The organism is Enterococcus mundtii (assembly GCF_002813755.1).
Lineage (GTDB): Bacteria > Bacillota > Bacilli > Lactobacillales > Enterococcaceae > Enterococcus_B > Enterococcus_B mundtii.
On sequence record NZ_CP018061.1, the window covers coordinates 1,166,932 to 1,190,716 of the forward strand.

Annotated in this window: 28 protein-coding genes; 20 read left to right on the forward strand and 8 right to left on the reverse strand. The window is 38.3% G+C overall.

What is annotated here, in order from left to right:
* Positions 1 to 117 precede the first annotated feature (117 nt).
* The 4 genes from EM4838_RS05745 to EM4838_RS16465 all read left to right on the forward strand — a co-directional run bounded on the left by EM4838_RS05745 (position 118) and on the right by EM4838_RS16465 (position 2,897).
* Positions 118 to 1,047, forward strand: a complete 930-nt coding sequence (locus EM4838_RS05745; RefSeq protein ID WP_071867157.1) for a YitT family protein — start codon at positions 118 to 120, stop codon at positions 1,045 to 1,047.
* A gap of 247 nt (positions 1,048 to 1,294) precedes the next feature.
* The gene (locus EM4838_RS05750; RefSeq protein WP_019723739.1) at positions 1,295 to 1,633 is read left to right on the forward strand and encodes a metal-sulfur cluster assembly factor; all 339 of its coding nucleotides are present in this window, start codon (positions 1,295 to 1,297) and stop codon (positions 1,631 to 1,633) included.
* Between the two features lie 325 nt (positions 1,634 to 1,958).
* On the forward strand, positions 1,959 to 2,393 hold the full coding sequence (locus EM4838_RS05755) for an IS1096 element passenger TnpR family protein (protein ID WP_081367441.1): 435 nt from the start codon (positions 1,959 to 1,961) through the stop codon (positions 2,391 to 2,393).
* Positions 2,394 to 2,732: 339 nt separating this feature from the next.
* Positions 2,733 to 2,897 (forward strand): hypothetical protein, encoded by a 165-nt coding sequence (locus EM4838_RS16465; RefSeq protein WP_019723294.1) that lies wholly within the window; start codon positions 2,733 to 2,735, stop codon positions 2,895 to 2,897.
* A 390-nt stretch (positions 2,898 to 3,287) separates the two neighbouring features.
* On the opposite strand, the gene EM4838_RS05760 is transcribed toward EM4838_RS16465, so the two are convergent.
* Positions 3,288 to 3,791, reverse strand: a complete 504-nt coding sequence (locus EM4838_RS05760) for a phosphoribosylanthranilate isomerase (protein WP_071867103.1) — start codon at positions 3,789 to 3,791, stop codon at positions 3,288 to 3,290.
* Between the two features lie 248 nt (positions 3,792 to 4,039).
* Between EM4838_RS05760 and EM4838_RS05765 the strand changes: the two genes are divergently transcribed.
* Genes EM4838_RS05765 through EM4838_RS05780 form a run of 5 tightly spaced genes read left to right on the forward strand, consistent with a single transcriptional unit; the run spans position 4,040 to position 5,814 of the window.
* Positions 4,040 to 4,528: an ASCH domain-containing protein gene (locus EM4838_RS05765; protein ID WP_071867102.1), complete on the forward strand. Its 489-nt coding sequence runs from the start codon at positions 4,040 to 4,042 to the stop codon at positions 4,526 to 4,528.
* Positions 4,518 to 4,976, forward strand: coding sequence for a GNAT family N-acetyltransferase (locus EM4838_RS05770; RefSeq protein ID WP_071867101.1), 459 nt, complete (start codon positions 4,518 to 4,520; stop codon positions 4,974 to 4,976). Before EM4838_RS05765 ends, EM4838_RS05770 begins: the two co-directional genes overlap by 11 nt.
* A gap of 29 nt (positions 4,977 to 5,005) precedes the next feature.
* Positions 5,006 to 5,128 carry a VOC family protein gene (locus tag EM4838_RS17055; RefSeq protein ID WP_254905409.1) on the forward strand — a complete coding sequence of 41 codons (123 nt, stop codon included), beginning with the start codon at positions 5,006 to 5,008 and terminating at the stop codon, positions 5,126 to 5,128.
* 23 nt (positions 5,129 to 5,151) lie between these two features.
* The gene (locus EM4838_RS05775; protein WP_071867100.1) at positions 5,152 to 5,343 is read left to right on the forward strand and encodes a VOC family protein; all 192 of its coding nucleotides are present in this window, start codon (positions 5,152 to 5,154) and stop codon (positions 5,341 to 5,343) included.
* Between the two features lie 24 nt (positions 5,344 to 5,367).
* On the forward strand, positions 5,368 to 5,814 hold the full coding sequence (locus EM4838_RS05780) for a GNAT family N-acetyltransferase (RefSeq protein ID WP_071867099.1): 447 nt from the start codon (positions 5,368 to 5,370) through the stop codon (positions 5,812 to 5,814).
* A gap of 85 nt (positions 5,815 to 5,899) precedes the next feature.
* Here the strand turns inward: EM4838_RS05780 and EM4838_RS05785 are convergent, their stop codons facing one another.
* Positions 5,900 to 6,478: a helix-turn-helix domain-containing protein gene (locus EM4838_RS05785; protein ID WP_071867098.1), complete on the reverse strand. Its 579-nt coding sequence runs from the start codon at positions 6,476 to 6,478 to the stop codon at positions 5,900 to 5,902.
* A gap of 262 nt (positions 6,479 to 6,740) precedes the next feature.
* Here EM4838_RS05785 and arsC point away from each other — a divergent pair, with 262 nt between their 5' ends.
* Positions 6,741 to 7,175, forward strand: coding sequence for an arsenate reductase (thioredoxin) (arsC, locus tag EM4838_RS05790; protein ID WP_071867097.1), 435 nt, complete (start codon positions 6,741 to 6,743; stop codon positions 7,173 to 7,175).
* A 343-nt stretch (positions 7,176 to 7,518) separates the two neighbouring features.
* Positions 7,519 to 8,076, forward strand: coding sequence for a ClbS/DfsB family four-helix bundle protein (locus EM4838_RS05795; protein ID WP_071867096.1), 558 nt, complete (start codon positions 7,519 to 7,521; stop codon positions 8,074 to 8,076).
* Between the two features lie 53 nt (positions 8,077 to 8,129).
* Here the strand turns inward: EM4838_RS05795 and apf are convergent, their stop codons facing one another.
* Complete coding sequence (apf, locus tag EM4838_RS05800) at positions 8,130 to 8,744, reverse strand: aggregation-promoting factor (protein ID WP_074799681.1); 615 nt, start codon at positions 8,742 to 8,744, stop codon at positions 8,130 to 8,132.
* A gap of 340 nt (positions 8,745 to 9,084) precedes the next feature.
* Between apf and EM4838_RS05805 the strand changes: the two genes are divergently transcribed.
* On the forward strand, positions 9,085 to 9,519 hold the full coding sequence (locus EM4838_RS05805) for a universal stress protein (protein ID WP_071867833.1): 435 nt from the start codon (positions 9,085 to 9,087) through the stop codon (positions 9,517 to 9,519).
* 73 nt (positions 9,520 to 9,592) lie between these two features.
* Here the strand turns inward: EM4838_RS05805 and EM4838_RS17115 are convergent, their stop codons facing one another.
* On the reverse strand, positions 9,593 to 9,847 hold the full coding sequence (locus tag EM4838_RS17115; RefSeq protein WP_071867832.1) for a glucose uptake protein: 255 nt from the start codon (positions 9,845 to 9,847) through the stop codon (positions 9,593 to 9,595).
* Positions 9,848 to 10,017: 170 nt separating this feature from the next.
* On the opposite strand from EM4838_RS17115, the gene EM4838_RS05815 reads away from it, so the two are divergent.
* Both EM4838_RS05815 and EM4838_RS05820 read left to right on the forward strand, forming a co-directional pair.
* Positions 10,018 to 10,281, forward strand: coding sequence for a hypothetical protein (locus EM4838_RS05815; protein ID WP_071867831.1), 264 nt, complete (start codon positions 10,018 to 10,020; stop codon positions 10,279 to 10,281).
* A 22-nt stretch (positions 10,282 to 10,303) separates the two neighbouring features.
* A complete protein-coding gene (locus EM4838_RS05820) occupies positions 10,304 to 10,492 on the forward strand; it encodes a hypothetical protein (protein WP_065095892.1) in 189 nt (62 codons plus the stop codon).
* A 156-nt stretch (positions 10,493 to 10,648) separates the two neighbouring features.
* Here the strand turns inward: EM4838_RS05820 and EM4838_RS05825 are convergent, their stop codons facing one another.
* Positions 10,649 to 10,834 (reverse strand): hypothetical protein, encoded by a 186-nt coding sequence (locus tag EM4838_RS05825; protein ID WP_071867830.1) that lies wholly within the window; start codon positions 10,832 to 10,834, stop codon positions 10,649 to 10,651.
* Between the two features lie 159 nt (positions 10,835 to 10,993).
* On the opposite strand from EM4838_RS05825, the gene EM4838_RS05830 reads away from it, so the two are divergent.
* A complete protein-coding gene (locus EM4838_RS05830) occupies positions 10,994 to 11,365 on the forward strand; it encodes a YxeA family protein (RefSeq protein ID WP_071867829.1) in 372 nt (123 codons plus the stop codon).
* Positions 11,366 to 11,457: 92 nt separating this feature from the next.
* Here EM4838_RS05830 and EM4838_RS05835 read toward each other — a convergent pair whose 3' ends face one another.
* Both EM4838_RS05835 and EM4838_RS05840 read right to left on the reverse strand, forming a co-directional pair.
* Positions 11,458 to 11,880: a hypothetical protein gene (locus tag EM4838_RS05835; protein WP_071867828.1), complete on the reverse strand. Its 423-nt coding sequence runs from the start codon at positions 11,878 to 11,880 to the stop codon at positions 11,458 to 11,460.
* Between the two features lie 59 nt (positions 11,881 to 11,939).
* Complete coding sequence (locus tag EM4838_RS05840; protein WP_071867827.1) at positions 11,940 to 12,689, reverse strand: C39 family peptidase; 750 nt, start codon at positions 12,687 to 12,689, stop codon at positions 11,940 to 11,942.
* Positions 12,690 to 12,961: 272 nt separating this feature from the next.
* Between EM4838_RS05840 and EM4838_RS05845 the strand changes: the two genes are divergently transcribed.
* Together EM4838_RS05845 and EM4838_RS05850 are read left to right on the forward strand one after the other, a co-directional pair.
* On the forward strand, positions 12,962 to 13,159 hold the full coding sequence (locus tag EM4838_RS05845) for a hypothetical protein (protein WP_010735604.1): 198 nt from the start codon (positions 12,962 to 12,964) through the stop codon (positions 13,157 to 13,159).
* A gap of 240 nt (positions 13,160 to 13,399) precedes the next feature.
* Positions 13,400 to 13,888 (forward strand): hypothetical protein, encoded by a 489-nt coding sequence (locus tag EM4838_RS05850; protein WP_071867826.1) that lies wholly within the window; start codon positions 13,400 to 13,402, stop codon positions 13,886 to 13,888.
* A gap of 69 nt (positions 13,889 to 13,957) precedes the next feature.
* Here the strand turns inward: EM4838_RS05850 and EM4838_RS05855 are convergent, their stop codons facing one another.
* A complete protein-coding gene (locus EM4838_RS05855; RefSeq protein WP_071867825.1) occupies positions 13,958 to 14,554 on the reverse strand; it encodes a nitroreductase family protein in 597 nt (198 codons plus the stop codon).
* Between the two features lie 372 nt (positions 14,555 to 14,926).
* Between EM4838_RS05855 and EM4838_RS05860 the strand changes: the two genes are divergently transcribed.
* The 3 genes from EM4838_RS05860 to addA all read left to right on the forward strand — a co-directional run bounded on the left by EM4838_RS05860 (position 14,927) and on the right by addA (position 23,780).
* Positions 14,927 to 16,390 carry a peptide MFS transporter gene (locus EM4838_RS05860; RefSeq protein WP_071867824.1) on the forward strand — a complete coding sequence of 488 codons (1,464 nt, stop codon included), beginning with the start codon at positions 14,927 to 14,929 and terminating at the stop codon, positions 16,388 to 16,390.
* Between the two features lie 143 nt (positions 16,391 to 16,533).
* Positions 16,534 to 20,064, forward strand: coding sequence for a PD-(D/E)XK nuclease family protein (locus EM4838_RS05865; protein WP_071867823.1), 3,531 nt, complete (start codon positions 16,534 to 16,536; stop codon positions 20,062 to 20,064).
* Positions 20,061 to 23,780 (forward strand): helicase-exonuclease AddAB subunit AddA, encoded by a 3,720-nt coding sequence (gene addA, locus EM4838_RS05870; RefSeq protein WP_071867822.1) that lies wholly within the window; start codon positions 20,061 to 20,063, stop codon positions 23,778 to 23,780. Before EM4838_RS05865 ends, addA begins: the two co-directional genes overlap by 4 nt.
* The last annotated feature ends 5 nt before the right edge of the window (positions 23,781 to 23,785 follow it).

Here is a 23,785-nt window from a genome sequence, read left to right on the forward strand (position 1 = left end):
TGACATCTTTACTAAAATTCTTCTCATTTAAGTAGTCACTATTTTATTTTCTGGAAGAAACTGTTATTCTTACATTTGGAATAAACTTGAAAAGGAGAGGTGCTTGTGAGCAGATTCATGACTGTCTATCAAAGAAACGAAAATCTTAAGAAAATAGTGGTTATCTTGATGACCGGTTTGTCTGCAGCGGTGGCATTGAATTATTTTTTGATTCCAGCCAACGTCTTTTCTGCAGGAATGAACGGGATCGCCCAAATCATTGCTTCACTATTATCTGAATGGGTCCATATAGATGTCGATACTGGAACGTTTATTTTTCTATTGAATATTCCTGTATTTATACTAGGCTTTCTAAAAGTCGGAAAACGCGCAACTGTACTTAGTTTCATCAACGTTGTTTGTGTGTCAGTCATGACGACAGTTTTACCGACAGGACAGGTAACAGATAATATACTAATGAATGCATTAGTCGGTGGTGTTTTACTTGGCGTCGGCGTCGGTATTTCTCTAAAAATGGGTTTTACGACTGGTGGAATGGACATCATTTCATTGGTTCTTTCTCAAACGACAGGGAAAACCGTAGGAAACTATATGCTGATTTTAAATGGTATTATCGTCGTAGCAGCTGGCTTCCTCTTTAATTGGGAAAGTGCTTTGTATACGATCATCTCGATTTATGCAATGACACAAGTCATCGATGCGATCCATACGAGTCACCAAAAAGTGACCGCCATGATCGTCACAGTGAGACCAGAAGAAGTGACTGCTGAAATTGCGCAACGCATGGTTCGGGGGATGACTCTCTTACCTTCAGTTGGTGGATATTCAAAACGTGAAGGAAAAATGATCATGATGGTCATCACACGTTATGAAATGTATGATCTTGATCAAATCGTCCATGAAATCGACGAAGATGCGTTCATCAATATTTTACCAACGCATTCCGTTTTTGGTCGCTTTGCCAATGAGAACGAACAAAAAATGTATCGTTCAACAGGGGTTCTTCCTGAAATCAAACATGCATCTAAAAAGGCGAAAAGCAAATAAAAAAGGGATAGACAAACAAATCTACCCCCTTGTTTGTCACCTTTGAACCGAATAACTAGTGGAAAAAGAAGTAACTTCTTAGGAACTAAGAGGATCTATAAAAAATTTGAAAAACAATTTGCGTAGCTGTTACCTTAGTTCTTGAAGTGAAAGACTTCTGTCCAGACCTTGCTAGCCAAATGAATATTTACAAACCCCTTAAAAAAAGGTATGATAAACAAAAATTGTGAGAAGGAGAATCCGAAGAATGAGTGAACAAAAATGGTCTGCTGAAGAAGTAGATGAAATCAAAGAGCGAATTCTCACCGCGTTAGAAATGGTGATTGACCCAGAACTAGGAATCGATATCGTGAACCTAGGTTTGATCTATGAAATCGAATTTGACCCTGAAAATGGAGATACCGTTGTTAAAATGACTTTGACAACGATGGGCTGTCCGTTAGCTGATATCTTGACTGAATCGATCCATGATGCACTAAAAGAAGTGCCAGAAGTGTCGAAAGCAGAAGTCAAATTAGTCTGGTATCCCGCTTGGACGACCGATAAAATGAGTCGTTATGCACGAATTGCGCTTGGGATTCGTTAGGTAATGGTTCTTTAGAAGGTAGATCGGATCTGTAATATAACGAATGATGAAGTAAACGTTGAACTCTTTAACCAACTTTTTTTGAAAAGTTGATTAAAGAGTTTTTTATTATGAAAAATGTTGGGTTAGTTGAACGATACAGACGAAAATTAGCAAACTTTAATGTAATCGAAAATAAATAAATTAGTACGTTTTCACTCTTACAAACGATATAATAGTTATAGTAGCTATTCTCATGATCAATTTTGATGTAAAAACCTGTACATAGAACGGGTAGGTTGTTAACTTATAAAATTTTTGGTTACTTTAGAAAGGTTGGATTAAAATGATTTCTCAAAAAGACAATCAAGCAATTGTAGCAATTGTATTTAGTATTTCAATAGGATCAGGTTGTTATCGGCACATTAGTGTGTCAACAGATGAGACACTTGAAGATTTTGCTGAAATTATCTTGGATTCATTTGATTTTATCAATGATCACGCACATGCATTTTTTATGGACAATTCTGCTTGGAGTGGAAATAAATGTTACTACATGGCAGAAGTTGACATGGGACACGAATACCTTCATACCTGTGACTATAAACTTTATCAACTCGGTCTGAAAAAAGGAGATAAATTCAAGTTTGTCTTTGATTTTGGTGATGATTGGAGATTTCAATGCAAAGTGTTACGTGTCATTGAAGATGATGAAGGAGGCTATGAAGTATTAAAAAGTGTGGGAGAACCACCTGAACAATATTTCAATTTTTTTGAGTGATTTCTAATAAACGCCAAAAGAGTGAATATGAGTGATTATGTTTCAAAATCGTTGAATCTTTTTTTGTCTTAGATAGTACTACTATAAGGATGAAAGTGAATAAAACAGTTCAAAAAAAATCATTTTGTTTTTTACTAATTATGTGACACTTTTTAGTTTAGAGATAACCAAATTTTAAATGGAAGATGACAGAAATGTTTATCCGATCAATGAAACTCTGCTTAAAATTTTAAGTATCGTTAGGGATAACGTGTGTACTTTGTATGTAACGTATTTAAATTACTGCGAAGAAATAATATAATCTATCATGTAGTTAATAATAATAAGGAGTCGGTATTTATGGCAAACATAAGTTTGGAACGTCCAATTATTTTATCTAATGAAGATGTCAAAATTATTGAAAATACGCATCCTACAAAAAAATTCTATGACTTATTAGAAAAGAAATCTAGTGATCGTATTAGTAACAAGGATCAAGTACCTAATTGGATGAGAAAAAAATAATATGGACTATACTGTGATTTCATTAAGTAAAAAGATCAAAATGCTGGTTGAAGTAATTAAAGAAGAGGAAATTGAGATTGGAAATAAAGCTCTTAGAAAGAAGGTAAGAGAACGCTTTTCGAACTTTGTAGAATCTTCTTTTTTTGTGGAAACAATTCAGAAATGACTGAATTTTAAAACATGATGCCATACAAAAAGAGCTTTATCATGCGACAAGGACGTACTTGATTTTTAAAGACGAAACACAAGAACATCTCTTAGGTTTTTTTACGTTAGCAATCAAAGATTTAGATATTAGCAAGCTTGAAATAAAAGAGAAAAAGAAATTAGTATTTAACGGAAAATCGCCGAGTAAGGTAGGTGTTGCACCGTCTTATTTAAAATCACTTATTACGTATTCCCATCTAAGTACTTTTCCAAATACTCAATCTTTGCTAGATCCTTGTGATTATTTTTATCTGCACGGTAACTATCTTTAGCGGAACGTTGATAGATTTTTAAATATTGTTCCGCTGTAGGTAAGTAAAAGGAACAGTCGTCGATCCTGATTAGAGAGAGTTCATTAAGTGGAATACCTGCAAAGGTGAGAAGACTGTCCATACTGCCAAATTGGATGGTATAAGAATCTTTTGCAAATTCATGTTCGTGTAAATCAACTAGATGGTAATTCAACGTTTCCATGATTTTTAAGATGTTTTGCCAATTGTGCAACCGATCTTCATCAGGTGCCTCCCAACCCCGTGGATCGCCAGGAACATGGATGTCAATGTCTCTTGGTTGCCAGTCGATATCTGTTAAGTAAGACAAGCCTAATGAACCTAGTAGTAGCGGAGTAATCTGTTGCTTGTTTAATTTTTGCGTGATCAATAAAAATTCTTTGAAATAAAGTTCCATGGATTTTCTCCTTTTCTTTGGTTGCATTTATTGTATCAAAGTGGATGTCTAATTTTCCATTTCATCCTGAAAACAAAACTAGATTCTCTAAAAAGTGAAGCTAGTTTTTTATTTCTTGTATTTAAGAAGTGAAGTTGGTGAGTAACTATAAATTTGACTATAGGAGTTGTAAAAATTGAGTGTGAATGGCTTAGTTTTCCTATTTTTGGTACACTTGATTTACTATCAATCAGAAAGTTGGTGACAGATTGAACCTAGAAGCACAAAAATATTGGGAAAGCTTTTGCTTAAAAAATGGTGTGCCACAAGCGTCATTATATGAAATTTTTGCTTTTGGAAATACGAAAGAACACGCAGATGAATTAGCAGATTTGGTATTGGAAGGGAAGAAAACAGGGACAAGCTCAGGGTATGAGCTTTACCAAATGGATAACGAACCATTACCTAAAGTTGGTGACTACTCCGTCGTTGTGAATAGCTCTAAAGTACCGATAGGCATTATCCAGACTGTCGAAGTGTTGATCCTACCTTGGAAAGAAATCACCGAAGAACTGGCAGCTACAGAAGGTGAAGGCGACTTATCTCTTATGTATTGGCAAAAGGGACATTACAATTATTTCAAACCTTACTATGAAGAACATGGACTATTGCTCAATGAAGAAACGAAAATCGTCTTTGAACGATTCCAACTTGTTGATCGATATTTGCCGAAAAGTGAGGAAACCAATGCGTATTGATTTAGTAGAAGAAGCAATAGAAAAGAAAAAAATCGTCCAAGAAATCTTGAATGATTTGCCAGAGTGGTTTGGCTTGCCATATTCGACACAAGAATATGTTGAGGAATGCCAAAAGTATCCATTGTGGGTCTTACAAGAAACCAGCGAGCCAATAGGGTTCATCAGTTTGAAAGAAACAAGTAAAGCCACCGGTGAGATCTATTGTATGGGAATCAAAAAAGCCTATCATCATCGAGGATTAGGTAAGCGATTACTAGGGGAGCTAGAATCGTATGCAAGAGAACATTACCTATTTTTACAAGTGAAAACGGTCGCCGAAGGGCATTACGCTATCTATGATCAGACGATTCACTTCTACCGAAGGATGGGTTTTGTTGAGCTAGAAGTGTTCCCAACCTTATGGGATGAATGGAATCCATGTTTGGTAATGATAAAAAGTCTTAACTAAAAAAGAAAGCGAAGATGGAACTCTCGCACATGACAGTTGTCATTCGTGGTCGTAAATGTTCGACAGAAGTCTTTACGGAGGTCTTTGATGCAAAAGAAGTGTATTCGAGTAAGGAAAACAATACTCCTTATTTCCAGAAACATTCTTATTGATCGGTGATCTGTGGGTGGCGTTGATGGAAGATAAGCAGACAAAGCTTCTCAAAACCTACAATCATATTGATTTTCAAATCACTCCGGAACAACTTCTTTGTTATACAGAACAACTTCGTCTTCTAGACCTCAAAATTGAAGAAGGACCTTCGCGGGTAGCAGTAGACATCCATGCGGGCAATCTAAATGATCGTTTGAAGAGGTATGAAGAATAACTATAAGTTTTCAGGAGTAATGGGATGATTAAAAAAGTGAAGAAACTAGACCGAGAGATAATGGATCGGCTACTAACTATTTGGTTAACGACCAATATCAGGACACATGATTTTATTGATGCGACATATTGGTATGAGAAAAAAGAGGTGTTGAAAAAAGAATTGCCAAAAGCAGAAATTTATTATTGTGAAATGAATAGTCAGATTGTTGGTTTTATGGGAATCGTGGACAAATCTTATTTAGCTGGTATTTTTGTAGAGTCAACATATCAAAATAGAAAAATCGGACAAAAACTGATTGAAGCTGCTAAAAAAGAAAAAGAACGAATAAGCTTGCATGTTTATGGTAAGAATAAAGGAGCAATACGATTCTACTTTAGAAATGGCTTTATAAAAGTGGATGAACAAATGGATGAATCGACGGGTGAGAAAGAATACCTTATGATCTGGGAAAACATTAAACAGATCTAATGAGTACAAAAAAATTTGTTTTGGTTCCGATTAACAAAAAACAAGATCGATCCTTGAAGGTTGATCTTGTTTTTTTGCGATATTACTAGCGATTGAATAGCACAAACGGCAGACTTGTGAGTAATGCGATCACCCCACAAATCAATCCAAACAAAAGGACGATTCCTACCTTTTCGATCCGATTTCTAACCTTGTCTCTTTGTTTACGTAGAGGTGCTACTTCTTTGTTTTCCATGAATGCAACGATTTCTTTGTAGGTTTTGATATTCTCTTGTTTTTTGAGTCCCTCGACTTTTATTGCACCGTACATGCTGACGATCCAAAAGATCAAGGGAAGAGCTAATCGCCAATTACCAGGTAAAAACAAGGATGGCCCAATTGAAATCAAAGCAAGGAGCATTGATACGAGCATGACTTTAGTATATTTGTTTATTTCCAGAAGTGTCATATTTTCTTTCATCTTTTCCACATCTCCTTTGACTAATTGATCCAAAGAAACGTCAAACAGGACACTCAGTAACAATAAATTATGGATATCGGGGTAGCTACGTTCGTTCTCCCAGTTTGAAATCGTTTGTCTTGAAACATATAATTTTTCGGCTAATTCTTCTTGGGAGAAAGCTAGCTGTTTACGATATTTTTTTATTTGATGACTCAAGTCCATAGTATCCGCTCCTTCTTATCTCAGTGTGATCGAAGAGGTCAAAATCGACGATCAAAGGTGTTTGTCATTGCCAGATTTAGCATGTAAAAAGTCTTTGACATGCTTTAAAATGCTGTTTTTTTCTGTATTTACTAGTTATTTATTATGTAAATGGCTGATCATTGGTTTATTAAAAATAATACGTTTTTTTTGAATGAACCAACGATCCCTTAAATATATGATATCATACACTTAATCCTGAAAGGATTAATGGATTGGAGGAATGGTTTTGGAGAAGACAACAAGTGTAGAAAAGAAGAAAGTTTATTTTTTATGTACCGGTAATTCATGCAGAAGTCAGATCGCTGAAGGGTATGGTCATGCATATTTGGAGGAGCAATTTGACGTTCGCAGTGCTGGAGTGGAGACACATGGGTTGAATCCACGTGCCGTAAAAGTGATGGCAGAAGATGGCATCGACATTACGAGGCAAACCTCAGACTTGATTGACCCAGATTATTTTAAAGATGCCGACCTGATCATCACTTTGTGCGGCGATGCGTTGGATAAATGTCCAGTGATTCCAGCTCATATCCGTCATGAACATTGGGATTTAGAAGATCCAGCAAAAGCTACTGGGACAGAAGAAGAAATTATTGCTGAATTTAGAAAGACCCGTGAAGTCATCAAGGAAAAAATAAAGGATATGGCTAACTAAGGGTAAAAAACACCTGTCTATAATGAAGAAATATGTATTATTCTTTTGGTAACGAGAATTCAATGGAGTATTGAAATAAAGAAAAAGGTGCCTTTGCCATTGTCAGCGTATCAAAGCGAGTACCGTTAAATGACTTGCTCAAAAAAGCGTATAGTGATAGGCGGTTCTCAGTCAAGACATGGAATGAAGATCGTTGAATCAAGTGGATAAAGACGAGTAATCATCTAGAATGTATATTCATTCTAGGATATTACTCGTCTTTTTTTTAGAAATCAGGCATACTAGAATTATAGGTAGATTGGAAACGATTTAAAACGTATGTATTTTTAATAAGGAGATGAATATGAGACCAAAGTCAAAAGAGGAATTATTGATACTCGCAGCTGAAAATTATGAGAAGTTACAGCAGTTGATCGATTCAATACCTGAGGAACAAAGAGAAGCGACATTTGATTTTGAGGAAGTATTTCTTGAAAAGAAAAAAGAAGCACATTGGCGAAGGGATCAAACGATCAAAGACGTGTTGATCCATTTATACGAGTGGCATTGTTTGCTATTAAAGTGGGTGACTGATAATCAAATGGGAGAAGCGGTGCCTTTTTTGCCGGAGCCGTATAATTGGCGAACGACAGCCGAAATGAATCGTGCCTTTACAAAAAAACACCAGTCTACTACGTTACGGCAAGCGTCTGACTGGTTGAAGGAAAGCCATGCAGAAGTGATGTTACTGGCGAAAACCTTCGATGACGATCAGCTGTTCCAAAAAAAACAGTATCCTTGGGTAGGAAATACGACACTTGGCGGTTATTTTGTTTCGGCTACATCGAGCCATTATGATTGGGCGATCAAAAAAATCAAACAAAGTCAAAGGCAAAAACAAAAGGGAACTAACGCGAAATAAGAACAAAAAAAATAGGAATCAATAAGATTCCCATTTTTTCAAAATCGCTCTTTTTAGTACCAACCGTTAGCTAACCAGAAAGCTTTTGCAGCGTCCCAAGAGCCATAACGAGAGGCAACATATTGTTCTGCTACTCTTTCTTGATTGGCAGCAGAGTAGTCACCGTTCAAGTAAGAAGAGTCTAATTGGTAACGGCCGATATAGCGTCCGTTTGTTGCTGTGTAAGAACCGCTAGATTCTTTTTGTGCGATCCATTCTTTGGCATCGTTCGTACCAGTTGAAACAGCTACTTCAGTAGCAGGTGCTTGTTCCACAACTGGCGCTTCTTCTACTACAGGAGCTTGTTCCACTACAGGTGTTTCCACAACTGGAGCTGTTTCTTGAACAGGTTCTACAGGCGCTTGAGTAGCGACAGGAGCAGCTGCTTGCTCACCAGTAGGAATAGTTAGTTCTTGACCTGAAAAGATCAGGTGAATGTTTGAGATTGAGTTCGCTTCGGCAATTGTTTGGATCAAGGAGTTGTCACCAACGTATTTTTGAGAAATCGTTGATAAAGTATCACCTGATTGAACAGTGTAGGCTTCGTCTGCGTGTGCAGAAGTACCCATAAATAATGCAGCGCCGGCAGCCAAAGTTGTTCCAAAAAGAATTGTTTTAAGTGATTTCATGAAAGATCTCCTTCGTGTTTTAAAAAGTTATTTGGTTAGCTGTTTTCGCTAACGAGTAATACTTTACCATGGGATTATATTTCATAGGTGAAAGATACGTGACAGTTTGTGACAAATGCTCCTTTTTTGTAACAAGGATATGTATAAATAATGTGCGTTTTAATTAGAAAAACATCATAAAAGGATATTCATGCGTTTTTGACATTTGTTTTTTATTAGAAAAATGCAAAACAAAAAAGTAGAAAATCGGCAAATTAATTTTGATTTGTCGGTAAAAAAGTGAAATTTTTATAAAAATCGATCAAAATGATACAATAGAAGAAACAAGGAGATGGTATGGATGACGAATATGTATGAAAAAATAATGGTGGCAATTGATGGTTCAGAAAAAGCAGAGAAGGCATTTGCCGAAGCGTTAGAATTAGCTAGAGACAATCAATCAGAATTATTGATCGTTTCAATTATCAATAAAATCGAATTGACACACAGTGCGTATGCATTCTCGAAAATTTATGCGGAAGAAAAGCAAAAAACAGAAGTAGAACTATTGAAGAGGATCAATGATGCAAAAGAATTTGGAATCGAAACGATCCATGCAATCGTGGAAACGGGTGATCCAAGAACCTTGCTCGCCACAGTATTGCCGAAACAGGAGTCGATTGATTTGATCGTGATGGGGGCGACTGGTAAAGGCTCGATCCAACAAGCATTGGTAGGATCAACGGCTTCTTATGTAGTGACACATGCGCCTTGCAATGTGTTGGTCGTTAAATAAATTCCGATTCCTGATAAGCTACGTTGCTGATTTCCAACGTGGCTTTTTTAGTCGTGAAGAGTAGTACTGGTAACTAAGGATGTTTGTAAAGGTAATAAATCCATAAGATCAATATCGTTAATGAAATAATCAACCCTAATTCATGTGACAGTAATTTTGGGGTGGGTTCCCAATGCCGAAGGGAAAATATTTTGTGGGAAAAATAAGCGACTGGTAAAAGTGTCAGCAATACGGAAAATTTCCGCTTCGTCCATTTCGTGTAGTAGATTGCTAAAGTTGTCATAAGAAAAAAAGGAACATAAAAAACCAGTTGTCCCATAGTGTCCATACAATATACGCCTCCAAGAAAAATGAAATACTTAATTAAAAATAACACTTTGTACGTACATGCACAAGGGGAGATGTCATAAAATTTCTTGATTTCAACAAAAAAGTTGTTTTTTTGATTCTGAACGTACTTATTGTTATAATTCTTTTAAAGAAAGGGTGTAATGTTTCATGGACCAAGTTGTTTTAGAAGTTGATCTACATTTAGAAAACGATATCCGTATTTGCTATTATATCGTAAGTAATAGTGTGGAACCGCGAGTTTTAATGAATAAAATCGACGGTATTTTATCAAAAACAGATTTCCATCAATTTAATGATGGGGAAGAGAGTTACTATAGTATTCCAGTGGAAAAGGTAATTTACACGAAAGTGAATGTGCGGAAAGATTTAGATACGAAAGAAATACATGCGCCGATATTCACTGATTATTGAAATAAGCTGGAGGCAATCAAAGATGAATCCCTATGAACAAATGATCCAAGAGTTGATGGATGGAAAAATCCAAAAAATAGAGGTCAAACGTGAGGAAGTCATGGCTTTTCGCGAAGCATGGTTAAAAATTGAGAATCGCAAGTTTATTGTTGGAAAGGCCGAGCTGAATGGCAATGTGACGTATCACTATGATCCAACAAGATTGTACTAAAAGCAGGTTTTGATAAAAGTGTGGCTTTTGCAAATACTCATGATGTTTTAGAGTCGCCAGAACCTTAAAAGATCCCCGACAATCGTTGATTGTCAGGGATCTTTTGTTTCTAAATGTGATATTCTGGCTCGAACCACCTTACGAAAAGATGATTGTTCATTTGAACAGATTTTTGAATTTATCCGTTATTCCTTGAAAATCGACACCTTGGAGAAATTCTTGGGCTTTTTCTTTGTAAGGACCTAATTGTTCTTTATGCTCTTCGAAAAATGTTTTGGCTTCAGTGAAATTGCCACTTTGGACCAGATCTTTGATTTTCTGAAGTATTTCTTCTTTATTCATAATGAAACACATCCTTTCTTTCCTATTATAATAGCAAAAATCTATGAAATTTTATAAAAATAACTTCTGTGCTCAAGTCCGATAAAAAACTCGATCTAGAGACGGATGAATCTGATTTTTTTACAGGCTATACTCAAAGAGTAAAGAGGAGGTAGGAAAATGAAAGTAATCAAAGTATTAGTAGGTGCCGTTGTATTCAGTGGCTTAGCGTTATTTGGCTTAAAGTTTTATACGCAGGGTGCTAGTGGAGAATTGCCAGCAGTTATTGACCAATTGAATCCGTTAGTCACAAAGGGAGAAGTGTATGTCAAAACAAAACAGCCCGATGAAGTCAATTCGTTCGGTACAGCAAAATATATCCAAAAAGCAGTTGATGCAAATGGTAACGAACGCGAGATTGAATTTAATGGGTTATCTGTTTTAAAAAAAGACCGTTACTTGAGATTGACGAATAAAGGCGCTCATGTTGAAACATACGAAGAAATTCCCAAAGAAGAGGTACCTAAAGAAGCATTAGCTATAATTGGTTGATTTTATTTTTATTATGTAAACTAAGTATTGGATTAAAAAATAAGCCTAAGAATAATTGATTAATGACTTAATCATTCGTTCTTAGGTTTATTTTATTTTCTTGCCATGCTCAATTTCAATTGATCGATCCGCCGTTCCAATTTTTTGATCAATCCAGCAGGCAAGCCAATGATTTCTGCGGATGCCAAGACAGAAGAGAGCAACTGATATTCAAGTGCTTCTGCATGGGTTTTACGATAAATGGTGGCTAGACGTTCGATGTACTCAAAATGAGTATAGCCAGTTTGAATGATCAAAAATTTCAACAAATCAATGGCTTTCTCGTAGTCTTGCTCTGAATAATAAGTCAATGCTTGTCGATAAAGTTTGATTTCAAGTAAATCGAGGGAAGCAGGGCTGTATCGGTTCGTCCATTCATTGACTGACACTTTTTTTTGGATATTCCCAGCAGTATCACGGACGAAGATGATTGGGATTTCATTTGGATCCGCCTTTTTATGAATAAATCGTTCCACAGATTCTTGCTCCTTCCATGCGTTGTTAGCTTGAGTATAAGCTATTTTTCTAGGAAATACTAGTTCTTTTCTAAAGTAAGCATTTGTCCGCCCATAGCAGTAAATACTTGCTCAAAGTCATCGATTGGTACCGCACGATTTTTTATGCCATAAGGATCATTGACATAGATCGATTGATCATCGTAGCCAGTTACAACACAGGCATGGACTAATGGCGTGACTTGTACTTCACCGTTTGCAGTCGTCCAAGTCATGAAATCATTTTCTGTCGGCCCTTGAAAATCGATCGTGACAGAAGCCCACACAGGTTTTTCTTCTTTTAATGCATTTTTGATGTCAGTCAAGCTTGCATCCGTTTGCGGTTCGGTATGATAATCGGTTTGTAGGATTTCTTGCGCTAACGTAGCGATTGGTGGAACATAGACACCCATTGCCCAGTCACCACCCCAAATCTCACCAACGAACCCTTCATTTGGATCGCCATGAGTGCCATCAGCATTGAAAACGGGGACATAATTTAATTGTTCGGCTAATTGATTCTTGGTGGTTTCGTAGCCATAGAAGCGCAGCAACATCGATAAGGCGGTTACTTCACAGCCATTCTCTAGTGCAGGTTCATCGAATTGATTTTCAAGAGGTACGTCGAGTAGTACTTGTTTTTCTTCGGTTTTGCTTGTCTGCTCTATGTTTTCCTCCGTTATTGATTTCTGATCTTCTAATTGTTTATTTGTAAAGTAAAAGACGCTTGAAATCAACACTAGCGTTGCCCCACCTAGTAGTAATCGTTTTTTACTTTTTTGTTTTGACATGAAAGACTCCCCCAGACTTCTTTCTATTATAATTGTTTTTTTAAAAAAAACTACATGAATCTGCCTGATCAGATGTAAAAAAACAAGGAAAAACAGTCCCAAAAACGATTTTTTTATTATGTTTAGCTGTTAAAATTTGTGAAAACGAAAACAGTACGCTATAATGCGGATAGATCAAATAAGAGTTTGATCAAAACACCACTAACGAAACACACAGATAAAACGAAATGATTTTCTGTGGCAAACTGTTTGAGTAGTTTAGGAGGATTTTGATGACGGAAGAAATGATTAATTTAGGAGAACAATATTCATGTAGGCCCATTGGTTTTACCAAATCAGTTGTTGGAGAAGTTGTTTCAAAAATGACGAATTGCGCCGTAGTCAAAGTTGCCCAATGCGCTATAGAAGATCAAGAATTATTAGAAGAAAAAGCTAGCATGGTAGTAGCTAAATATGATACATTTGAATAAGAAGATATGGACATGCAACATCGAATGATAATGTTGCAGGTCCTTTTAAGGTTATGAAAGGAGCATTGAACACTAAGGTATCAGACAGAAAAAACGAAAATGCCTATTTCATTTTTGAGTTTTTTGGCTTATGACCGAAGTGCTGCTCCTTGAATACCGTTTGTTCAGTTAGAGGGGACATGATTTACCCCTTTGATTTTCTAGTTTCAAGAGTTGAAAATAAAGGTGTGGATCGATAAGATGGTTTCCTTTTTTACAATAGTTCTTTTTTTATTTGTCATCGTCATGTGCTTATTTCTATGGCTTGTACGACGAGAGATCGTTTATAAAACGGTTCGGAATCGCTGGGTCTATTTAGTTGTTCCTTTCCTTGCTGTACTGGTTCTATGGTATACATTGGTTAGTCAACCAACCACTGATGAGTTAGTGAAAGGCATCTTGGCTTCTCTTGTGTTATTGAGTTTCTTGTTAGATAGTCGAGGACTTACTACAGAAGGGCTAGTTTTGAACAGCTTTGACCGCCGTGGAGTGCCATATTCTGAAATCAACAAAGTCGTTCTTTACCAACCAAAAGATTCGAAAGAAGTCAAAATGAATTTTTTCCGGAACGGTTGGCGTGGCCCGTTATTGAAATTTTCTGTCTCATTAGAAGAATTGATTCCTTTTTTAGCAAAACACTTAAATGATGATGCAGAACTTGATATCATGATCGAGCATGAGGATGAATGATCCATTGAAATGACAAAAAAGACAGCTCCTTCTTTTAAAAGAGGGAGCTGTCTTTTTGTATTAGTGGCATTAGCCAAACACGCGGAAACGATCAGCATCGTTCATATATTCTTTTTCGCCAGCTGGAGATTCAGGTGAACCAAAGACTAATTGTGCACGTAATTTCCAGTTTGTAGGAATCGACCATTCTTTTGCGACAGCTTCATCGATCACTGGATTGTAATGTTGTAGGTTTGCACCTAAACCTTCTTCGCTTAATGCCACCCAAGTATTGGCTGTAGCAATACCATTTGATTGTTCTGACCAATCAGGGAAGTTATCTGCATATAATGCAAATTGCTCTTGCAAGTTTTTGATCACATCTGTGTCTTTGAAGAACAAGACAGTACCGTAACCTTTTTTGAAACTAGCTAATTTGTTTTGAGTATTTGGGAAAGCATCAGCAGGTGTCAATGGACGTAAAGCTTCTTCTGTCATTTCCCATAATTTTTCATGTGCATCGCCAAATAAGATTACTGCACGTGTTGATTGCGCATTGAAAGCAGTAGGGCTTTCTTTGATTGCTTCTTGGATCAATGTTGTTAATTCTTCATTTGATTGTGATACGTTACGGCCTAGATCATAGATCGAACGGCGGTTTTTTAAGATATTTGTAAATTCAGTCATAGATTAGTTCTCCTTTAATTCGCTTTTCTGCGTTTTTTTCTTGATGACAAAACGAAGTATATCATCTTACAAAAAGTAAGTAAAACAAAACGCTCAACAAAATGTAAGAATAGAAAAAAGATGTTCTTTTACATAAAAAATTCGTTACGAGACCGTTTACATACTGAATATACCGACATTTGAGCTTCATGACATGAAGTAGACTATATAATTATTAAAAATAACCTATGTTTTTTCTTATCGTTTTCCCATTAAAATTTTGTTGTATTTATAGAAAATAAGTATATATTTCTTAAATAAATATTTTTACACGGATTTTCGGTAAATATGTGTATTATTTTCTGAAAATTAAAAGAATTGGGGTATGGGAATATGGAAAAACAAGACAAAGGGTTCTTCGGTCAGCCGAAGGGATTGTCTACATTGTTCTTCACAGAGATGTGGGAACGATTCAGTTATTATGGTATGCGTGCCTTACTGATCTATTATATGTACGACACGGTAGCAAATGGTGGACTTGGTTTACCTCGTGCCACAGCGTTGTCGATCATGTCGATCTACGGTTCGTTGATTTATATGTCGAGTATCGTAGGCGGCTGGTTTTCAGATCGTGTGTTAGGAGCCAAAAAAACCGTCTTTATTGGTGGGATCTTCATCATGATCGGTCATGTTGTTTTGGCATTGCCGTTTGGTGTCTCTACTTTATTTATCTCGATGGCACTGATCATCATCGGTACAGCTTTCTTAAAACCAAATGTTTCGGGAATGGTTGGGCATTTGTATACGAAAACCGATTTAAGAAGAGATGCAGGATTTTCGATTTTTTATATGGGTGTCAATTTAGGCGCATTGCTCGCGCCGTTGATCGTCGGTACGATCGGTCAAGAGTATAACTACCATTTAGGTTTCTCATTAGCCGCTATCGGTATGTTCTTCGGATTGTTGCAATATGTGATCCAAGGACGTAAGACATTGGATGGAGTGGGTATGACACCTCCAAATCCTTTGACACAAGGAGAACGCAAAGGATTTATCCGTAATGTTGTGATCGCTTTGGTCGTATTTGCTATTATTTTTGGTGGAGCACAACTAACTGGACATTTAACGATCGATTTCTTTGTTAATACGATCAGTGTCTTAGGAATCGTTCTACCATTATATTACTTTATTAAAATGTTGACTTCAAAAGATGTGTCGGTGGAAGAAAAACCACGAGTATGGGCATATATCCCGTTGTTTTTAGCAGCAATCATCTTTTGGTCATTGCAAGAACAAGGGTCATCGATCCTTGCGTTATTTGCGAGTGAACGAACACAATCGACCTTGATGGGTGTTCCGATCCAAGCAAGTTGGTATCAATCATTGAATCCGATCTTCATCTTTATTTTGACACCTGTGTTCGTTACTTTATGGACTCGTTTAGGCAAACGTCAACCATCAACTGTCGTGAAATTCTCTCTAGGGTTGTTATTTGCCGGATTGTCTTACCTATTACTGATGTTGCCAGGAATGTTATATGGAACAGCTGGAAAAGTCAGCCCACTTTGGTTGATCGGTAGCTTCTTCATCATCGTGATCGCTGAACTTTGCTTATCACCTGTCGGTCTTTCTGTTACGACGAAATTAGCACCTAGAGCCTTTGAATCGCAAACGATTGCGATCTGGTTTTTAGCCGATGCTTCTTCACAAGCCATCAATGCACAAATCGCTCGTTTTTATACACCTGGTACCGAATCAGCGTACTTTGGGATCATTGGTGTCGTAGCAATCGTTGGTGCAGTGATTTTATTTGCAATCAAAGAACCAATCAAAAAATTAATGGGCTCGATCCACTGATTGGATCAGCGTCATTTGTCGGAGAGGACAGTCGTCCATCTCCGGCTTTTTTATTTTCCAAAATTCAAACGATAATAGAACAAATGTTCAATTATCTTTGTTATAATGAAGAGGTATATCAACCAGGAAAAGGAGGCAATAAGGTGTCGTTACAATTTATCTTAGGGAATGGTCAAAAAGACCACCGCAAAGCACTGATCGATGAAGCCGCCGCTTGGCTTGAAAAAGATGAAGACAATCAAGTATTTTTCCTTGTACCTAACTATAATAAATTTGAACAAGAGCAAGAATTACTCGCTGAGATGCGAAAAAAAAGCGGAAAAAGCTCATTTAGCACAACGAATATGCAAGTATTCAGTTTCTATCGTTTGGCTTGGTACTTATTACAACAAACCACGTTGCTGACAGGTAGTGAATTGACCGAATCTGGTTCAGCAATGATCCTTCGCCAAATCCTAGAAAAAAAACAAGAAGAATTGACGATATTTCGTGGAGAAATCCGTAAAAAAGGGTTTATCCGTCAACTACAAGAGCTATACAGCGAACTGCAAGTCGGAAAAATTTCGCCTGTTGATTTGCTCACTTCTGTGACAGGAGAGTCGCCAAAAGAAGAAGACCGACAATTGAAAATGAAGGATCTACAACTGATCTTCTCGGCATTCGAAGAGGAATTAGTCCAACGTGCGCTACAATCTGAAGACGCGTTGACTGTACTAGCAAATTATATGGCGACACAGGATTACCACAAGATCAAGTTTTTAGTGAGTGGTTTTGCCCGGATCAATGCTCAAGAATACCAGTTGCTGCAAAAAATGATGGAAAAAGGGCATCTTGTGGTGGATTTGCTATTGGATCGCCCCTACAAATCTGATCTACCAGATCCGTTGACCTTGTTTTTCAATACAGGGAAGGTCTATTTCCAACTACTTAACGCAGCAAGAGAATTGAATGTTCCTGTCTCTGTCGATCATTATGCACCGAATCGGGAATATCCAAAAGAACTTCAAACCTTACAACAAATGTGGGAAGAGACCTCCAGCCATCAGAAAAGCCAATCTGTTGAACTTGGCGCGCAAGAGACACTACATCTGTGGGAGGCGGAGAATCCAACGGAAGAAGTCCGGCAATTAGCGGTGGAGATCCGACGTTTGGTCAGTCAAGAAGGCTTTCGGTATCGAGATATCCAAGTGTTGACGAAGGATATGACGCTTTATGGAAATCTACTGCGTCCGATTTTTCAAGAGATGTCGATCCCTTTTTATCTGGATGAAGAGCAACTGATGGAAAATCATCCATTGATTGAATGGATCAACAGCTTATTTGCATTGGATCGTTACCAATACCGCTTAAACGATATCATGCGTTTCTTCAAGACAGAGTTGACGATCGGTGCCCCAGCGGAAGACCTGGATCTTGAGACTTGGGAAGCAACTAGAAATCAATTCCGCACGAACTTAGATATTACGGAAAATGTAGCGTTAGCTTACAACTATCAAGGAAATTATTGGCTTCGAGAAAAAGATTGGCAATTTGTTGCCTATGATTTTGAAGCAGAACAGCTAGAAGACGTCAAACAACTGGAAGAGCAATCAAATACGATCCGGAGACTTTTTCGTGACATGGTGCCGGTATTTTTGAAGAACATCAAAAAATGCCAAACAGGTCAAGAAGCTGTCACTTTGTTTTATCGCTTCTTGATCGAAAGCGGCGTGCAACAACAATTGCTTTTCTGGCGAGACCAAGAAGTGGCACGTGGTGGATTAGCTGCAGCTAGAAATCATGAGCAAACGTGGGGCGCGTTGATGGATCTTTTGGACGAGTATTCATTGATCTACGGAGAAACAGCGTTCGACTGGGCATTATTCCAAGAGATCATCACGAGTGGGCTAGAAAATCTTAGCTATGGGAAAATCCCTACGGCAATCGACCAGGTGAGGATCAACCGCTTGGAACTTGTGCGACCTAATCAAGCAAAAGTAACATTTGCGGTCGGTTTGAATGACCAAGTGTTTCCAGATCGTCATGAAACCAAAGGCTTATTATCGAGCGAAGAACGTGAAGCGTTGAATCAAGGTTTAGGCGAGGATCAATTTTTATTTGATCCAGCAAAAGAAAGTATGTCTTTCGAACCTTTCCAAGCGTATTTAGTCTTTGCTTCGGGAACGGAACGCTTGTACTTGAGTTATGCGCAAAGCTATGATACCAATCGCTTGAAAATGTCTCCGTACTTGAAACGAGTCGTTGACTATCTAGGTGTTCCAGTTGAACCAAAATGTCAGTTGCAGTTGACGAGTGAACCAGATTGTTACGTGGGCACTTACCGCAGCGGGATCAATACGATCAATCGGGTCTATCGTTTAGCAAAAGAAGCCAAACAAGCAGTACCCCTTTATTGGCAACAATTGAAAGGGTTAGTTCTACGCTCTGACCAACGAAATTTTGCATTGACGATTTTTGAAAGTCAAGATCATCTGAATATACCAGTTTCCTTATCAGAAGAGATGGCAGAAGCCCTCTATGGCAAAGAAATCTACACGTCGATCTCACGCATGGAAAACTTTTATAACTGTGAGTATAAATACTTTGTCCAGTTTGGCTTGAAGCTGAAAGAACGTAATATTTATGGGTTGACACCAGCTGCCACTGGCGACTTCTATCATGAATCATTGGATCGCTTCTTCAAATTGTTATTCTCGAATCAACTGTCACTTGTGGCGATGTCGGAGAAAGAGCGACAAGAATTTACCGAAAAAGTCTTACAAGAAGTATTTGGTGAATTGCGCTTTGAGATTTTAGATAGCTCTGCACGGATGAACTATATCCGTTACCAATTAGGGCAAACGATCCAAAAAGTGGCATGGGCGTTACAAAAACAAAGTAAGAATACGGGCATGAAGCCATTACAGACAGAGATTTTATTCGGACAGATCGCTGGCGCACGAGGGATTCCAGGTTTGGAAATACCTTTAGACAAAGGCGGGAAACTCCACGTTCGCGGAAAAATCGATCGCATCGATGTGGCAACTGAACAAAGTGATACGTGGTTAAGTGTAGTCGATTATAAATCAAGTGGTCGTTCTTTTGATGTGACTGAAGCTTACTACGGCATGGCGATGCAACTATTGACATATCTTGATGTGGCATTGATGGATGCTGTACGATTGACTGGGAAAGCTGCAGTCAAACCAGCAGGCTCCTATTACTTGCATGTGCATAATCCAGTTTTGACAGATACGACAGATGTCGAGAAAAATACGTTGAAAAAATTCAGCTATGACGGTGTTTTTGTCGATGATCCCGGTCTGTTAGAAGTGCTCGATCATTCATTGGAAGCAAAAGAAAGTTCGTTGATCTATCCAGTGAAGAAAAACGCCAAAGACGAATTACAAAAGGGTAGTTATAGTAAAGAGAAGTTCTATACAGAAGAAGAACTTCAATTATTTATGAACCATAATCGTGAGAATATGCGTTTAGCGGGTGAAGCGATCACCTCAGGGGAGATCAAACTGAATCCAGCTTACAAAGATAAACAACGGATTGCTTGTGAGCATTGTCCGTTCAGAAGTATATGTACGTTTGACGTCATGCTTAAAGAAAATAATTATCATCGTTTAGAAAAGCTGGATAAAGATGAAGCATTGCGCAGAATACTAAAAAGGAGTGAAGACGAGTGACATCAATTCCTTTAAAACCGGAAAATGAACGTTTTACCGATGAACAATGGCAAGCCATTTTTGACCAAGGCGACAACCTGCTTGTTTCGGCTTCCGCCGGCTCAGGTAAGACGACTGTGTTAGTCCGCCGTGTGATCGAAAAGTTGAAAATGGGCGTCAATATCGATGAGTTGCTGATCGTGACATTTACAGAAGCGGCAGCAAGAGAAATGAAAGAGCGGATTCAAGTAGCCTTGCAAGAAGCGGTCAATAGTGAAAGTGATCCGGTCTGGCAAAAACATTTTACGAAACAGCTTGTTTTACTGCCGACCGCAAATATCTCGACACTCCATGCGTTTTGTTTAACGGTGATCCGTAAATATTACTATTTGATCGATATCGATCCAGTCTTTCGGATGCTGACGGATGAAACGGAAACGATCTTGATGAAAGAAGATGTCTGGGATGAGATCAGAGAACAACTTTATGCAGAAAATCGCGAAGGTTTTTTTCAGCTGACGATGAATTTTTCAAATGATCGCTCAGATGACGGTTTGACTAACCTCGTATTTTCTCTCTATGATTTTGCTCGAGCAAATCCTGATCCGTTGGCTTGGTTGGATCGTTTACCAGAAGCGTATCGGCTAGAAGAGGGATTAGCAGCTTCTGCATTGTATCAAGAACAGATCCGGCCACTTGTCTTAGCTGATCTCCTTCATTGTACGCAGTTATACGAAGAAATGGTCGTTTTGGCACAAGAAGAAGGACTTGAAAAGATGTTTGATCAAGTCTCACAAGAGCAAGCAAGTATCCAACAAATCTATGAACGTTTCCTTGGGGATGAGTTGGACGAAGCTTATCAAGCTTTAGAAAACCTGACGTTTTCGACCTTCAAAAGCAGTCGGAAAGCAGAGTTGAAAGAACGTTCTGCTGAAGTCAAAAACTTGCGAGACCGCGCCAAAAAAATCTTACAACAAATTGGCAAAAGCTATTTCCCAGTTTCGCCTGCACAAATCGAAGAGTTGAGTCAAAAAGCATTACCCCTCGTTGAACAAATGACAGCAGTCACAAAGCTTTTCATGGAAGGTTTCAGTGCGCGCAAACGTGAAAAAGGCGTGCTAGATTTCAATGATCTGGAACACTTGGCGTTGCAAATATTGACGAAACAAACAGAGGAAGAGTGGCTACCAAGCGAAGCATCGGATTATTATCGCAGAAAGTTTAAAGAAGTCATGGTCGACGAATACCAAGACGTCAATCAATTGCAAGAAGAATTGCTCTATTGGGTCAGAGAGCCAGATGAGGAGAGAGGCAATCTCTTTATGGTGGGAGATGTCAAACAGTCGATCTACTCCTTCCGTTTAGCAGATCCAACTCTATTTATCAATAAATATGAGAAATTCTCGGAAGAAAATGGGGGACGACGAATCGTCTTAGCTGAAAATTTCCGTTCAAGGCAGGAAGTCTTAGCGTTTACCAACTTGATTTTTGAACAGTTGATGGACCCAACCGTCGGACAAATCGCCTATGATGAAGCGGCTCGGCTGGTTCTAGGTTTTTCTGGATTCCCAGAAAATAAACGATTTGCACCAGAAGTCTTGATCTATGAAAAGGAACAAGAAACGACAGAAATCGAGTTGCCGATAGACGATATGTTGGAAGACAAAACAGAAGGTGAACTCTTGATGACTGGCTTGAAGATCCGTGAATTGATCGATTCAAAATTCATGATCTACGACAAAAAAAGTCAAGAAGAGCGCCCAATCGAATTCAAAGATATCGTGTTATTGACACCAACGAAGAAAAATAATTTGACGATTTTAGAAGTATTCAAAACGTTTGATATTCCGTTGGAACTCAATGATGCCCAAAATTATTTCCAAGCGACAGAAATCAGGATCATGATTTCATTGCTCCAATTGATCGACAATCCTTATCAGGATATCCCATTAGCTTCAGTGTTACGTTCACCAGTCGTGGGCTTGATCGAACCAGAGTTAGCACGTATCCGATTAGCCGATAAGGCACATACTTACTATGATGCAGTCTTAGCTTATCAAAATAATAACCAAGATGAATTAGCGGCTAAATTGCTTCATTTCAATGAGCAATTGGAACAATGGCGAGAGTTAGCGCGGCGTTCTTCGATCACGGACTTATTATGGGAAATCTATTACCAAACAGGGTATTTAGAATATGTCGTTGGGTTGCCAGCTGGTGCACAACGACAAGCGAATCTGTATGCGTTAGTGGATCGTGCCAAAGCTTATGAGCAAAGCTCGTTTCGCGGTCTCTATCAGTTTGTACGATTTATTGAGAAAATGCAGGAGAAAGACAAAGACTTGGCGGAACCAGTGATTGCTTCTAGTGACAATGCCGTTCGCGTCATGACCATCCATGCAAGTAAAGGATTAGAGTTTCCTATCGTTTTCTTATTAGATATGACGAAGCAATTCAATCTACAAGACTTGAAAAACCGTTATGCCTTTGAAGAAAAACTAGGTGCGGGCGTGCGCTACATGGAGCCAGACACGCGGGTCTTGTTTGACACCTTACCTTATCAAGCCATCAAATTGGCTAAGCAGAAAAAATTGCTTTCTGAAGAAATGCGTAAATTATACGTTGGATTGACACGTGCCGAGCAAAAACTGTTTATTGTCGGTTCGTACAAAAGTAAAGAAGACACGTTCAAAGCGTGGTCAGAGGCAAGTGAACAAACGGATGTAGTGTTAGACCCTGTGATTCGCCTAAAAAGTTCGAGTAGCTTGATGAATTGGATCGGTTACAGCTTGATCCGTCATCCTAAAATGACCGAATATTTTCCAGAAGCCACGCCTTTGCCACAACTGAAACATTCACCGGGAGACTTTACGATCACCTGGATGGATCAACAAGTGATTTTAGCACAACGCCAAGCATTGACAGTCAAAGAAGAGCAAGCAGAGGAACAAAAAGGAGATCAAACACCATTAACCGCTGAACTACAAGCTCGTTTAGCTTTCACTTATCCTTATGAAGCCTCTTCGCAAACAACAAGTTATCAATCGGTTTCTGAGATCAAACGGCTGTTTGAAGATCCAGATGATTCTCCAGAGGCACGTTTGACTTGGGAAAGCAGTGATAAAAAAGCCTTTGCCCAGCCTTTCAGGTATACACAAGACCAATTAGCTGAACCACGCTTTGTACAAAAAGAGCGTAAAGTTTCTGCCACAGCTATTGGGACAGCGACACATTTCCTATTACAAGTGCTGCCGCTAGAAAATGTGACGAAACAAAGCATCGAAAACGAATTGACAACCCTCGTCAAAAAACGTTTAGTCGATGAACAAGTAGCGAAACGTGTGCCGATTGATTCGATCTTATGGTTTTATGAATCTACCCTTGGCCGATCACTGATCGAACATCCAGAAAAAGTGAAACGCGAACAACCATTTTCAATGCTTCTACAAGCAGAAAAGGTATTCGATCACTACCCGAATGAAGACGATGAATTATTGATCCATGGGATCGTCGATGGATACCTTGATTTTGGGGAGTACGTGCAGCTTTATGATTTCAAGACTGATTTTATTTTACATCCTGAAAACCCAGAGGAAATCACTAAGGTCATCAGCAAATACCGCGGGCAATTGAACTTATACCAACGTGCATTGAGTGAAGCGTTGAATAAACCCGTTCAAGATGTCTTTTTGGTTTTGTTACAGGCGAAGAAAATAATAAATCTTAATAAAGAATAAGAAGT

Coding starts and splice junctions, on each gene's coding strand:
- EM4838_RS17115 (WP_071867832.1), bottom strand. CDS start 9,847: ATGGACACTATGGGACAACTGGTTTTTTATGTTCCTTTTTTTCTTATG.
- EM4838_RS05860 (WP_071867824.1), top strand. CDS start 14,927: ATGGAAAAACAAGACAAAGGGTTCTTCGGTCAGCCGAAGGGATTGTCT.
- EM4838_RS05750 (WP_019723739.1), top strand. CDS start 1,295: ATGAGTGAACAAAAATGGTCTGCTGAAGAAGTAGATGAAATCAAAGAG.
- EM4838_RS05770 (WP_071867101.1), top strand. CDS start 4,518: ATGCGTATTGATTTAGTAGAAGAAGCAATAGAAAAGAAAAAAATCGTC.
- EM4838_RS05815 (WP_071867831.1), top strand. CDS start 10,018: ATGGACCAAGTTGTTTTAGAAGTTGATCTACATTTAGAAAACGATATC.
- arsC (WP_071867097.1), top strand. CDS start 6,741: ATGGTTTTGGAGAAGACAACAAGTGTAGAAAAGAAGAAAGTTTATTTT.
- EM4838_RS05785 (WP_071867098.1), bottom strand. CDS start 6,478: ATGGACTTGAGTCATCAAATAAAAAAATATCGTAAACAGCTAGCTTTC.
- EM4838_RS05775 (WP_071867100.1), top strand. CDS start 5,152: ATGGAAGATAAGCAGACAAAGCTTCTCAAAACCTACAATCATATTGAT.
- apf (WP_074799681.1), bottom strand. CDS start 8,744: ATGAAATCACTTAAAACAATTCTTTTTGGAACAACTTTGGCTGCCGGC.
- EM4838_RS05855 (WP_071867825.1), bottom strand. CDS start 14,554: ATGACTGAATTTACAAATATCTTAAAAAACCGCCGTTCGATCTATGAT.
- EM4838_RS05795 (WP_071867096.1), top strand. CDS start 7,519: ATGAGACCAAAGTCAAAAGAGGAATTATTGATACTCGCAGCTGAAAAT.
- EM4838_RS05805 (WP_071867833.1), top strand. CDS start 9,085: ATGACGAATATGTATGAAAAAATAATGGTGGCAATTGATGGTTCAGAA.
- EM4838_RS05780 (WP_071867099.1), top strand. CDS start 5,368: ATGATTAAAAAAGTGAAGAAACTAGACCGAGAGATAATGGATCGGCTA.
- EM4838_RS05830 (WP_071867829.1), top strand. CDS start 10,994: ATGAAAGTAATCAAAGTATTAGTAGGTGCCGTTGTATTCAGTGGCTTA.
- EM4838_RS05825 (WP_071867830.1), bottom strand. CDS start 10,834: ATGAATAAAGAAGAAATACTTCAGAAAATCAAAGATCTGGTCCAAAGT.
- EM4838_RS05840 (WP_071867827.1), bottom strand. CDS start 12,689: ATGTCAAAACAAAAAAGTAAAAAACGATTACTACTAGGTGGGGCAACG.
- EM4838_RS05820 (WP_065095892.1), top strand. CDS start 10,304: ATGAATCCCTATGAACAAATGATCCAAGAGTTGATGGATGGAAAAATC.
- EM4838_RS05760 (WP_071867103.1), bottom strand. CDS start 3,791: ATGGAACTTTATTTCAAAGAATTTTTATTGATCACGCAAAAATTAAAC.
- EM4838_RS05850 (WP_071867826.1), top strand. CDS start 13,400: ATGGTTTCCTTTTTTACAATAGTTCTTTTTTTATTTGTCATCGTCATG.
- EM4838_RS05745 (WP_071867157.1), top strand. CDS start 118: ATGACTGTCTATCAAAGAAACGAAAATCTTAAGAAAATAGTGGTTATC.
- EM4838_RS05755 (WP_081367441.1), top strand. CDS start 1,959: ATGATTTCTCAAAAAGACAATCAAGCAATTGTAGCAATTGTATTTAGT.
- EM4838_RS16465 (WP_019723294.1), top strand. CDS start 2,733: ATGGCAAACATAAGTTTGGAACGTCCAATTATTTTATCTAATGAAGAT.
- EM4838_RS05845 (WP_010735604.1), top strand. CDS start 12,962: ATGACGGAAGAAATGATTAATTTAGGAGAACAATATTCATGTAGGCCC.
- EM4838_RS17055 (WP_254905409.1), top strand. CDS start 5,006: ATGACAGTTGTCATTCGTGGTCGTAAATGTTCGACAGAAGTCTTTACG.